Annotated in this window: 6 protein-coding genes; 5 read left to right on the plus strand and 1 reads right to left on the minus strand. The window is 61.8% G+C overall.

Going from position 1 to position 13017, the window contains the following annotated elements:
* The first annotated feature begins 40 nt into the window (after nt 1-40).
* From BUB29_RS05385 to BUB29_RS05400, 4 genes are all read left to right on the plus strand, one after another.
* Nucleotides 41-1171: a protein kinase domain-containing protein gene (locus BUB29_RS05385; protein WP_051914977.1), complete on the plus strand. Its 1131-nt coding sequence runs from the start codon at nt 41-43 to the stop codon at nt 1169-1171.
* Nucleotides 1172-1563: 392 nt separating this feature from the next.
* Complete coding sequence (locus BUB29_RS05390) at nt 1564-7434, plus strand: fibronectin type III domain-containing protein (RefSeq protein WP_052109170.1); 5871 nt, start codon at nt 1564-1566, stop codon at nt 7432-7434.
* Between the two features lie 262 nt (nt 7435-7696).
* Nucleotides 7697-8806 (plus strand): AAA family ATPase, encoded by a 1110-nt coding sequence (locus tag BUB29_RS05395; protein WP_234356082.1) that lies wholly within the window; start codon nt 7697-7699, stop codon nt 8804-8806.
* A gap of 206 nt (nt 8807-9012) precedes the next feature.
* Nucleotides 9013-10119 carry a DUF58 domain-containing protein gene (locus tag BUB29_RS05400; RefSeq protein ID WP_073117597.1) on the plus strand — a complete coding sequence of 369 codons (1107 nt, stop codon included), beginning with the start codon at nt 9013-9015 and terminating at the stop codon, nt 10117-10119.
* 12 nt (nt 10120-10131) lie between these two features.
* Here BUB29_RS05400 and BUB29_RS09835 read toward each other — a convergent pair whose 3' ends face one another.
* Nucleotides 10132-10596 (minus strand): hypothetical protein, encoded by a 465-nt coding sequence (locus BUB29_RS09835; RefSeq protein ID WP_051914967.1) that lies wholly within the window; start codon nt 10594-10596, stop codon nt 10132-10134.
* Between BUB29_RS09835 and BUB29_RS05410 the strand changes: the two genes are divergently transcribed.
* On the plus strand, nt 10577-12928 hold the full coding sequence (locus BUB29_RS05410; RefSeq protein WP_234945701.1) for a transglutaminase-like domain-containing protein: 2352 nt from the start codon (nt 10577-10579) through the stop codon (nt 12926-12928). The genes BUB29_RS09835 and BUB29_RS05410 overlap by 20 nt on opposite strands.
* The last annotated feature ends 89 nt before the right edge of the window (nt 12929-13017 follow it).

A 13017-nucleotide genomic window follows, 5' to 3' on the forward strand; every position in this document is an offset into this window, starting at 1 on the left:
ACGCAGAATGCTTACACCCTCAATGTGGAAGGAACGAATCATGATCAAGAACACCTCGCCTCCGTTAGGCTCCGAGCCACCGACCATCGACGGATTCACGTTCGTCCGCCCGATTGGTTCAGGCTCCACCGCGAACGTATACCTCTACCGACAGCTGGACCGGAACCGCCCGGTGGCCGTCAAGGTGGGCAATGTCGCCCGCCACCCGCAGGCTTCGGCTCGCATCGCCCATGAAGCCCACATTCTGGGGCTGCTGCCGCAGCACCCTCACATTCTTCCCTTGCTTGCGATGGGGACCGCAGGCCCTGGCTTGAACTACCTTGTTTTCGAATATGCATCCGGCGGCAACTGCCATAGTCTGCTGCGCACCCGCGAAACCTCTTGCGCCGACATGCTTCGTCTCGGCGTCAAATTGGCGGATGCGCTCTGTGCGGTGCACCGCGCGGGTATAGTGCACCGCGACATCAAACCCGGCAACGTGCTGATCACCGCGGCAGGCGAGCCCATGCTGGCCGATTTCGGCACCGCCTGCAGCGTTTACGGGGCAGACGACGCCTGCTATTCGATCCCCTGGTCGGCACCGGAATCGCTTGCGCATCGCAAGCCATGCGAAGGCACCGACATGTATTCCCTAGCCGCATTGCTGTATGCCTTGCTTGCCGGGGCGTCACCGTTCGAATACGGGTATCGCCCACGGTCCAGTGCGCAGCTGCGGAGCATCATTCTCTCCCAGCCGGTACCCCCGCTCAACCGCCCTGACGTTCCTGAACCCGTCGAACTGCTGTTGCGGCGGGCAATGGCGAAGAATCCATCGGACCGATTCCCCTCCATGACGGATTTTGCATTGGAGCTGCGGCGCGCAGATCTACTGGTGTCCTCCAAGCGCACGATGCTCTCCCCGGTCGCGGAAGCACCCACCGGCATGGCAATCTCCTCACCGCGATCAGCCGTTCCACCGAGAGGACGATCCACCACGCGGCCTGGCCGTGCAGACCGGAATCGGCGCTCGCCTTGGCACAAAACGCCTATGGCGGCACTCTCCGCGATTCCGCTGCTGCTGTTCCTGATCGTGCTAGCCGGCACGCATACGGATTCGGTGCAGATGCCGGAACCGGTTCACATCCTTGATGCCGAGGAGTCGAACGTTCAGGCGCGGATGCGGATCTCCTGACTTCGGCCGACGCCATGACACGCCTGTAGCCGGACGGATGCCGGAAGACCTGGCTGCGCCCATGCCGATTCGGCGCAGATGGCGACGCAGATCCATTTCCGTTGCCTGCCGTTACATGCCGTTGCATGCTTTCGTCTGCCAAAATCCGCTGGAGTCTGCCTGAGCTTGCCGGATGGCGTTTCCATAGCGCTTCGCCTTACCGCCATCGCACCGTATTCGTCCTCACTGCGAGTCCCTGCCCTCATAATCCCCTCCGCCACTTCACCGAACGGATCATCATGCCTTTGCCTTCACCTCGTCTATGGCGCCGCATACGCAACGCCGATGCACCATCTTCTTTCCCCATGCCGCCGCACATACGCCGGCGCATTCCCCCAGCGCTCATCCTCGTTATGCTGCTGGCCTTCATAGCCGGCGTGCTGGTGGTGCAGTCCGTAGTCAGACATCAGGTGCACTGCGACGATGGCAGCGTATGGGTCATGTCGCAGAGCCACGGCAAGGCGGTACGGTTCAATGCGGACATCGAAGAGCCCACAGGAGCGGTGCGCGCCATGAAGGGTCGCTTCGACATCCTGCAATCCGGAGACGATGCGCTGCTTGCCGGAAGCACGCATATCGCTTCCATAGACGCACCGACGTTGAACATCACCGACTATGACGTTTCCACACGCGACAGCATCATGCTGCTGGGCGGCGGAACCGTGGCAATGGTTTCCCGTCGCAGCGGCGACCTGCACACCGGCTCCCTGGAACGCATCGGTGAACTTGCCAAGGCGAGCGGCACGCCGGTCATGCGATTGGGAGCCGGAGGCAAGGCGGTCGTCGATTACAAAGGCACCGTATGGGGGTACCGGCCGAGCGACGGCACGGTATTGTCGTTCACACGTTCAGACCGACGAGCGGCATCGGTCTGCTCCCTATCCGGCGGTGAGCGCCTGGCTGTTTCAGCATTCACCGTAGTCGACGGTGTTCCCGTCGTATTGTCAGGCAATCGGCTCGTGTTCCCGGGAGGCGAAACCACCATCGATGATTCCGGGCGCATGCTCTTGCAGTCGACGCCGACCGATGACAGGCAATCCGGATGGGTTGCGATTGCTCTGCCGGGCAAACTCGCCCTGATCAGCCTTCGGACGCAGTCGCCCAAACCCGTGCTGTTGGATTCCCTAGGCTCGGGAGCGCCGGCGCAACCGGTTTCGGCTGGCGGATGCGTGCATGCGGCGTTCGCGCAGCATACCGATAATGCCGTCCAAGCGTGCTCGCCGTCTGCCGAGCATGCGGATTTCATATCGCTCGCATCGGTGACGCCTTCCTCGGAGCTGGTGTTTCGGGCCAACCATCGTCATGTTGTGCTCAACGACGTTGCAAACGGCACCATCTGGAACCCGCAGCGTTCGCCTGAGACCATCGCGCTGCAGTGGAACGCCCTGCAACCGGATCGCGACCAGCAGCGCGAGGATTCCTCCACAGCCTTGGAAGCCAAGCATTCCGTAACGCCCGACTGTGATTCTTCGTCCTCGTCCACCGGCCATATACGGGCTGTGGATGATGAATTCGGCATTCGCCCGTCAAGCCGCATGACGCTTGACGTGCTACGTAACGACGAAAGCACCGGCTGTTCCGCGCTTCGTATCGACCGGATCGGCGCGCCGACAGGCGGCGCTGTGCGCATCACGCCGGTTCGTCATGGGCGATATCTGCAGGTCGATGCTTCCGAATTGCCAAGCGGCACCATACGGTTCACCTACAGCGTTTCGGACGGGCACGGCCAAAGCGCTTCCGCCTCCGTACGCCTGAACGTCGCCGAGGCCAATCGCAATCAGCCGCCGGTGCAGACCGACGTTCCTGCGGATATCCCCGTCGAACGGGGCGCATCCTACACGGCAAGCGTGCTGGATTCCTTCACCGACCCGGACGGCGATCCGCTGACGTTGGTATCGGCAAAGCCCCAGAACAGTGGCACACGCCTCTCCGCCCGCGCGGATGGGCGGCTGACCTTCGACGCCGGAACGGTGGAATCAGGCAGGATCGGTGTTGAGCTGACCGTTTCCGATGGAACCGCCGCCACGACGGGAATCGTGTTCTTCGCCATTCACGCCGCGGATAGTCTGGGCGCGCAGATCGACCCGATATCGCAGGATGCCATCTCGGCGGTTCCCGTCACCGTCGACCTGTCGCCCTACATTCATGCCACTGGCACGCATACCCCGTTATTAGCCGACGTCACGGCACCAGAGAACACGAGCGCGACGGCGAACGGATCGGATATGGCCGTCTCGTTCACCGCGGCCTCGCCAGGCACCTACCACGTGCCGTTCACGGTGCGACAGGGGCGACAGCAATCCACAGGAACCATACGATTCAACGTCAGTCCGCCTGCCACGGAACGTTCCACGCCCATCACGACAAACGATGTCGTCGTATTAGGAGCCAACGGCACCGCCATACTCGAGCCGTTATCCAACGACCTCGACCCGATGGGCGGCGTGCTTTCCCTCGCTTCCGCTTCGGCACCGCCCGATACCACGATCCGCACGACCGTAGTGGCACGAAACAGAGTGCATCTGGAAGCCCGGCACCCGTTGGACGCTCCGATCACCATCACCTATACCGCAGTGAATGCGGTCGGCACCTCGCAGGGAAGCATCATCGTGCATCCGGCAAGCACGGTTTCAGGCCCGGCACTGATACGCGCCGAGGACTTCACCGTCCCCGTGCGATGCGGCGGCACCCGCACCGTGGATGTGCTGAGCCATATACGCTATGACGAGGATGCCGGAATGATGCTGGAAGGCAGGCTGAACACCACGGCATCCTTTCAGGGCACGGTGCACGCATCGGAACATGCTATCCGCTACCAGGCGCCGGACCGCCCCGGAGAATATTCGGCCGTCTACACCGTCGGCAACGACTACGGCGAAACCGTGTCCGCAACCGTGACCTTTGCCGTGCACCAGCGTGATGCCGACGGCAAAAAACCACCCAAACCGCGCGATATCCAAACCCGAGTCGCCCCAGGCGGCACGGTACGCATTCCCATCGCACTTGGCGGCGTCGACGATGCCGACGACGTGATGCTGTTGGGATTGGGCAACGAGACTCCCGCGCGCGGGCGAATCGTGGAAACCGGCGCGGATTACATGATCTACGAGGCCTATACCGATGCCAACGGTACCGACAGCTTCTCCTATGCGGTGGAGGATTGGTCCGGACGCAAATCCCAAGCCACGATCCGGGTAGGCATATCCGCGGCATCCTCACCCAGCGGCGTAACGGCCCGCGACGATGATGTAACAGTACGCCCCGGAAGCACACTCGCCGTGCCCGTCACCGCCAATGACCTATCGCACGACGGCGCGAATCTTACGCTGCTGCGCAAACTGGAGGTCCACGGGCGAATCGACGCCCGCGTGACCGGCAGCGCAATCACCTTCACAGCGCCAGAGCACGAAGGCACCTACTACATCATCTATACCGTGCGCAATCAGGCAGGTCTTGAAGACACTGCCACACTGAGCGTACAGGTCAGCAGAACCGCCAGAATCAGACCCCCGCAAGCCTACGACCACAGGATTGCGGCGCATACGACGCTCGGCAAACGCAAGGTGACGGTGAATATCGCGGACCGGATCGCAAACCCTTCCGGCCCGTTCAGCGAATTATCCGTGCACGTGGACGATGCGGCCCGGCGACAAGCGCACGGCAGCGTGCAGGGTACCGTCATCACGTTGGAACTCGCGCAGGAGGCGTACACGATTCCATACACCGTTACGAATACCGTGCATGGACTCAGCTCCACCGCCTTCATCCATGTACCGGCATACGGGGCCTTTCCACCGACGCTGCGACCCGATGCACCGGAACTGACCGTACCATCGGGGAAAACCATCACCTTCGCCCTTGCCGATTATGTACGCGTCGGCGCAGGGAAAACGGCCTATGCCGACAGCCGCGAACCCATCGCAACCGCCAAAGGCGGGGACGGCATAGCGCTTGACGGCGGGAAAACCATACGATTCACCGCCCCGAACGATTATGCCGGCCCGGCTTCGATCGCGCTCACCGCCACGGACGCCGATCCCAGAAGCGGAAAGCCTGGCGCATCCGCAACGATCATGGTGCCCGTCACCGTTACGGGAGGGCGGCAATCACTGCCCACGTTCCCCACGACGACAATCGATATGGCACCCGGCGATACCGATCGCCTCATCGACCTGCATGCATTGACCGTATCCACCCGCCATCGCGAGTCTTCGGAGCGTTTCACCTATTCGGGGGGACTGACCTCTCAAGCCATACAAGCCACCGTGTCGAACACCGGGCAGTTGCGGATACGCGTCGCCGATGAGGCCAGTCCCGGCGCAACCGTCAGCATTCCGATTCGTATCCATGCCGGAACGGATACGGTGGAAGCGGGATTGAGCGTGCGCATCGTGGCCTCGTCGCGTCCGCTCGCCCGCATCGCGGAACGGACCATACGGTTGCACGCCGGCGCAACACAGCATGTCAACATACTGGCCGACGCCTATAACCCCTTCCCCGGCACTCCGCTTACGGTAACGCAATGCACAGGCACAGACACTGGCACAGCCACAGGAGAGTCCGTCACGATACGATGCGACGAATCAGGCGACATCGCAGTACGCGCCATCAATGGCAGCGGCTCGTATGATGTCGCCGTTACCGTCGCGGACGCGACCCGGGCGAAGGACCGCATGGTCACCGGCATACTGCATGTGACGACAACGGACGTTCCCGACGCCCCGTCACTGTCAATCATGCGCGCGCAATCGCAGGATGGAGCCGTTACCCTAGTCTGGAATCCCGGCAGGAACAATGGTGCTGAGATTCTTGAATACGAGGTGCATGCCACCGGCCATAACACGGTATCGTGCGGAACCGATACGGTGTGCACCATCGATGGATTGTCCAATGGCAGGCAATACACGTTCACGGTGCGAGCCAGAAACGATATCGGCTGGTCGGCGTATTCCAACACCGTCACCGCCACTCCGGACGCTCCTCCGGGAACGCCGTTGCGACTCCAGGCGACCGGCGGAAGGAACGCTTTGCACGTCACGTGGCAGCCTCCTTCCGGCAGCGGCACGGCGTTCAGCGCACCGACGTCCTACACCGTCACGCTCACCGGTTCCGACGGCAGCCGCCATGAACAGCAGATCGAAGCCGATGCTTTACAAGCCTCATTCCAGATCTCGGACGCCATGCTATCCGCTTCCCTGTCGTTCACCGTTGGCGTCCGCGCCGCGAATGCCGTCGGATCCGGAAATCAGGCCAGCCTGACCGTGAACGCCGGTGAAATCTACGGCATCCCCGACCGTCCTGTCATCACCATGCGCCAGGATGCCAGCGACCCGAATATCATCAGGGGATCGATCGCCCTAGGCGACATGCGCGGCAATTCCTGCACCAGCATTACGGTGAATGGCCACGCACTGAGCAGGGAGCCGACTTGCACAAGCACCTCGTTCGCATTCGACATCGCAGATGGCGAGTTCTTCTCACAACTGTCGATAAACGCCACCATGGAGACGAATCATGGTCTGCGGATGCGTTCCGAATCGGCATCGGTCACTCCCGTCACGCCCATAGGGCGCGCCGAATTCACGAACGCGGACGGTTCGGATGCCGTTTGTACCATGCGATGGCGTATTACCGGCAAAGCCGATTCCGTTATGGCCCAATTGCATGGCATGACCAGTTCCCGGAAAACCGGTGTATTGGAATACACGCCAGCCCCCTGGACCCCATGCGAAACGGGGACCGTCACCGCTCTGCTGAACGGCGAATCCGGAGCCACCATGATCGGGCCCGCCGATCTCAGTATGAACAAGCCTGCCGCGAATATCACGCCACCGACCTCCATCCGATGGGATGGACGCAACCACATCATCGTGCGTGGCGGCCGTATAGACACGTATGGGCAACCAGCCACCATTCGTCTGCTCATCAATGCGGTTCCCTTCGTATGGGAACCATCAGTCGCCCAACGCATCGACGTGTCCTCGCTGCCGGATGCCGCCTCATACCGTTGGACGGTTCACGTCACCGCCAACGGCGGCGACCACCGGCTTGACGCAGTGCATGAGTCCACGGGGAATCTTGTGGAGGGCGCACGCGCCGTCATTCCCTCTTCCATGCCGGCGATGCTGCGAAGCCGGCGCGACACGAATTCCGGACATGCAATAGCACCATCAAACAACCACTATTCAGGAGACGCCTATGAATTGCGTACGTATTCCCGGTAGCCCCGAACACCCGCCCATTGAGGGACGGATACCAGACGAGAATCGGATACCGGACGAAACCCGGATATCTGACGCCACGCGCATATCGGACGCCACATGCATATCGGACGCCACATGCATATCGGATGCCACACGCCAATCGGCCACCGCCCGAACCGCGAGCGCATACCCCGTCACCGTGCCGCTTCATATGCCTGATGCGGGGCGGAACCAGCCACGCCCCCATACCGATGCCCATGCCGATGCCGATGCCAATACTCTGTTGGGCGCAATCCCCGCCACCGACCGCAGCTCATATGCCAGTCCTGATGGCAACGGCGATATGCCGCCCGCTGCAGCACCGGAAAACGTCGAGGCGTTCCGACGGGTATTCGCCGAACTTTCGGAACGCATAGCGGCCGATATCATCGGCAAGCCGACTGCGATCAGGCAGCTGCTCACGGTATTGTTCGCCGGCGGGCATCTGCTGTTGGAAGACGAGCCCGGCACCGGAAAAACACGATTGGCCCGCACCACAGCGCACACAATCGGCTCGACGTTCGGACGCATCCAGTTCACACCGGATCTGCTGCCGTCCGATGTGCTGGGCGTCACGTTGTATGACCAGAGCACCGGCATGTTCTCGTGGAGGAAGGGGCCGGTATTCGCCTCGCTGGTGCTGGCCGACGAGATCAACAGGGCCTCACCGAAAACGCAGTCGGCCCTATTGGAAGTAATGGAGGAGGAACAGATCACCGTCGATGGAACGACATATGACGTGCCGCAGCCTTTTATGGTGATCGCCACGCAGAATCCTTCCGGCCATCTTGGCACCTATGCCTTGCCGGAAGCGCAGATGGATAGGTTCATGATGCGTATATCACTGGGGCATCCGGAACGTGAATCCGCACTGCTGATTCTGCGCAATGCCAGTCATCGCAAGTGCGTCGAGACGACCGGCTCGGATGGTTTTCGCCCATCGGATAACCAATCGAGCGGACCGGGATCGCCATCATCCGATGTCCCGGCGCATGCATCGTCATGGATGCTTGCCATGCGCGGCATTGCCGAGCGCGTACACGTGGATGATGCCATTGGCGAGTACATCGTCCGACTGGTTGAGCAGACGCGTTGTGACAGTCAGGTGGCGTCCGGCGCGTCCATGCGCGGCGCGCTGGCGTTGTTGCGCTGCGCACGTGTTGCCGCTGCAGCGAATGGCCGCGATTATGTGCTGCCTGACGATGTTATGGAGCATGTCGTCGCCGTACTTGCGCATCGTCTGGCACTCACCGATGAAGCGGCATGCGCCGAAATACGTCAGGAGGATGTTGTGCGACGCATCAGCGAACAGGTTCCGGTACCGTCAATGGGCGGGGAAAGGACCCTGCCATGACAGCGCGATCCCATTGGCTTCGTCGTCCTGCGTTGGCACCGGCATTGGCACGCTCACCGTTCGCCGCCGTCAAATCCTTTGCCGGCGTGCTGGCGGCGCGAGCACGCTCTTTGACTCCATCGGTTTCGCAACATCGTGCCAGAAGTATGTGCCTGCGACGTCTGCCCGGCATCACCCCATCAGGCAGACTTGCCGGATTGTTCGGCATGGTTCTGATTCCGGCTTTCGCCCTGTTGGGTTGGCACGAACTGCTGGTGTTCGCAGTCGTAGTACTGAGCGTGCTGGGTGCGGCACTCATACTCCCCACACCGTGCAGCAGTATCACCGCAGCACTGAGCGTCGACGCCCTGCATGTGGTTCAGGGGCATGATGTCGGCATTCAGATGATTCTGCATACCCCGGTTTCCGTAATGCTTCCCTCCGCTATGGTTCTGCATATCGACGGCACCCCGCACCATATTCCCGTTCCTCCACTCCACGCCGGGCAGGAGCATCGGATCGGCCTGAGTCTGAACGCTCCGCCACGCTCACGGATCACCATCGAATCATTGTCGATACAGCAGGCAGGACCGTTCGCCCTCACTTGCCATGAGCAACGGCTCTGTACAGGACCAACCGTCCACATTCATCCGAGAACCGTCTCCCTGCCATACTCGCTGACAGGGCGTTTCCAGGATCTTGACGGCGACGACCTGCCCGGTATCGCGGATGATGGGATTTCCTTTCAGGGGTTACGCCCCTATGTTCCAGGGGATGACATGCGCGGCGTGCATTGGCTGAGCACGGCAAAAACAGGTGTTCCGATGATTCGTCAATATGATCGCACCCGTTGTTCAACGACCCGGCTGTGCTTCGATTCGAATGCCTCGGACTATTCGGACAGGGAAGAATTCGAACTGGCCGTATCCGTGGTCGCGTCGATCGGAGTGCATTGTCTGAACCGGCATGATCGCCTATACGTCGATGCCGTTTCAGGTCGGATCGGCATTCAACGCGTGGCGGATCTGCTCGACCTGTGCAGCGGCTTCACCCCGCAGACCAACCGGACCGCCCAGCCATGCGACACCGCTTCCCCACCACAGCACGGCATCTCGATGTACTGCCATGTGATCGGCTCCCGTCATGACGCCCATACGCTGCGATCGCAGATCAAGAGGCGTTACCCACAAGCCACTCGCATCGTCATAGTGGCGAGCGCCGATGCCGAACCATCCATCGCTCCCCACGCGGACGAGACGATACTTACCGTTGGCTCGCTCGATCAGCTTGCCCAGCTGTGGAAGGCGGTGAGCCGCTATGGGCGCATGGCCTGACACGCCAACACGTCATTCGTCGACCGCATCATCCGCATCGACTGGCACGCCAACATCGCCCGTCACAGCGAAGGCATTGGTCATGGCGGCACACGCACTCCCATCCAGGGCAGTCCGGCGGGACGTCCCCGAATGGGCTCGCACACGCCCCGTCACCGTCTCCATCCAGTCGACGCGGCAGTCGACGCGGCAGTCCGCGACGGCAGCGTCATGCCCTGCTCCCCCACGCGCCTTGGCGTCCGAAACAGCGGATTCGCGCGGGTTTGCGTCCGTCACCGTCAATCTGGCGTGCGTGTTTGCACTCACCGTGTTGGCATGCGGCAATCTTGTCGGAGCATACGACCATCCAACCGCATGGGCAATCAGCGTGCTGACGGCAACGGCATGCGGATGCCTGCCGGCGATCTGTTCATCCGTATGCCGGCGTTCCAGCCGGTCGAAGCCCGTCATCCGGTGGATGGCGACGCTGGCGTTCATGATGCTCTGTCAGTTTCTTATCGGGCCGGCGCTCGTTTTCCCCGGCGTGACCGGTGATACGGCAGCGTTTGCCGTCGGCACGATCACCCAACGATGGAATCAATTGCTTGCCTCCTACAAGTATCTGATCTCCGCCACACCACCGGTCGGCACGGATGCCATGTCGTTGCCGGCGGTATGGACGATGGCGCTCTGGTGTGCGCTGGCCGCCTCCAGCGCCGCCCTGAGCCGCATCGCCGGATTCGGCGTTGCACCCGCAATCCCCATTCTCGTCACCTTCGCCCTGTCCGCCCTGTTGGGCACCAAAGACGGCTGGCATGCCGGCCTGTTGGGAGCCGCCGCCATCGCCATGCTTCTCCCCTGGACCGCCGCGCGATGCGGATGGCGCCGGCCACGACGCTGGCTGGCATCGCTGTTGGTGCTGACACTGGCGCTTGGCGCCGGCTTGGGCTCATGCAGGCTCATGCCACATCATCGATTCGTACTGCGCGACCATTACGAGCCGCCGCTCATCATGAGGGACACCACCAGTCCGCTTGCCGGCATGCGCACATTTGTCAAGGAGCATCGTAACGATACGATTCTCACCGCATACGATCTACCTGCCGCCACTCCGGTGCGTATGGCTGTCATGACCTGTTTCGACGGCAATGTGTGGAATGTCGCCGGGTGCGCCGACGAGCGCGGGACCGCCACCTACCGTGTTATGGGATCGGGCGCTTCCGACACCGCCAAGTACGACACCGCCAAGTCCAGTACCGCCAAGTCCGATACAACGGCATATAGCGCCGAAACCGGTACGGCCAGCGGCAACGGCACAACCGTCACCTTCGCCATAGGCAAAGGGCTTTCCGGCCATAGCTGGCTGCCCGTCGCCGGCACGCCAAGCGGCATAACCATGCAGGGCCATGCGGATCGGCGCAATCTGTTCTACAGTGCGGAAACCAACGCGGCCATATATCCGACCGGCATGGAGGAGGGTATGGTCTACACCGTCGGTACCATGCTTCGCCCCCTTCCGAAGAATACGGATATCGCAGCGGCAGCGGGCGCCGAAGCCACCGTATCGTCGGCTGACAGTGTTCCTCGTGAAATAGGCGCGTTGGCTTCGGGCATCGCCGGCGGGCAGACCACCGGAGGGGCGATGGCTCTGGCACTGTCTACATGGTTGCATTCCGAGGGATGGTTCTCGCATGGCTTGCAAGGCGAGCATCCCTCGATGGCCGGGCATGGCAGTCATCGTTTGCTCTCGATGCTGCAGGGAAGCGGCATGGTGGGCGATGGCGAGCAATATGCCTCCCTGATGGCGTTGATGGCTCGGGAACTCGGTTTGCCCAGTCGCGTAGTCCTCGGCGTTATTCCCAAGGATGGTAACGGCATGCTGTCGTCAACGCGCGCGAAGCAGATCGACGGCCATATGGTGACCGAATTCACGGGCAATGATATTGAAGCGTGGGTGGAGATCGAACTTGAACGGTTCGGGTGGGTGCCGTTCTTTCCCACTCCGAAGGAGACGAAAACCCCTGACAAGTTGCAGGATCTTACTCCTACGAGCGTTGAATCCCCTTTGGTGCGGTCATCGCCTTCGCTTGCCGACCCGCTCCGTGAGGAACGCGATCCTCCAGACCAGGCGCAGCAAAGGGAACGGAATGCCTCGGCATCGGAAAAGCCTCGGGCGTGGCATGCGTTTCTTCGTATTGCTGGCGTTGTGGCGCTGTGTCTCGGCCCTGTATGGCTGGTAGGGACCGCGGCAGGATCGGCGTTGCTCTATAATGCATTTCGAGTGCGACGTGCCCGGCGCATACCTGTTCCACGACTGTGCATGGCGGCGGGATGGCGGATGCTGGTCGAGCACCTTCGCCATACCGATCTGGTTGACGTTCCCCTCAACCGTACTCGGCGTATGCAGGCGTCAATCATCGAAGGGCAATGCCCCGCCATCGCCGGTATGGTCCGCCAGCTGGCCGATGCCGCCGATGCCGCGGCATTCGCGGATGCGCAGGCGACTGCGACCGATGCCGTGGCGTATTGGCGGCAGCTCGATCAGGTGCGTTCCGCGGCTTCGGCGTCACTGACCCCTGCACACCGTTGGCTGGCCCTGACCACGCCTCTGCCTTTGCGGCCGCAGCGGTTTGCACGGTCGGTTGCGCAACGGCTTCGTCGACCAGCTGCCCAATCACGCATCGTACAAGCTCAACGGCGGGGGTTCCGAACGCGCCGGCAAGCAAACGCAACGGAACACACCGACAAGCCCCCGACAAACACCGACAAACGAACGGCATCAGCGGACACGGCATGCATCCCTGATCGCGCATTCCCGATAATGCCCTGAACTATGCGAATGGCCCGGAACCGTTCTACCGGTCCCGGGCCATTCGTTCTAGGCGTTGCGGTTTGTCATGCAAACCGGCCGCTGTTCAG

The organism is Bifidobacterium merycicum DSM 6492, assembly GCF_900129045.1.
GTDB lineage: Bacteria > Actinomycetota > Actinomycetes > Actinomycetales > Bifidobacteriaceae > Bifidobacterium > Bifidobacterium merycicum.

Bases quoted from the DNA above. Each gene is read 5' to 3' on its own strand.
- BUB29_RS05410 (WP_234945701.1), top strand. From the start codon at position 10,577: ATGGCGACGCTGGCGTTCATGATGCTCTGTCAGTTTCTTATCGGGCCG.
- BUB29_RS05385 (WP_051914977.1), top strand. From the start codon at position 41: ATGATCAAGAACACCTCGCCTCCGTTAGGCTCCGAGCCACCGACCATC.
- BUB29_RS09835 (WP_051914967.1), bottom strand. From the start codon at position 10,596: ATGAACGCCAGCGTCGCCATCCACCGGATGACGGGCTTCGACCGGCTG.
- BUB29_RS05400 (WP_073117597.1), top strand. From the start codon at position 9,013: ATGGTTCTGATTCCGGCTTTCGCCCTGTTGGGTTGGCACGAACTGCTG.
- BUB29_RS05390 (WP_052109170.1), top strand. From the start codon at position 1,564: ATGCTGCTGGCCTTCATAGCCGGCGTGCTGGTGGTGCAGTCCGTAGTC.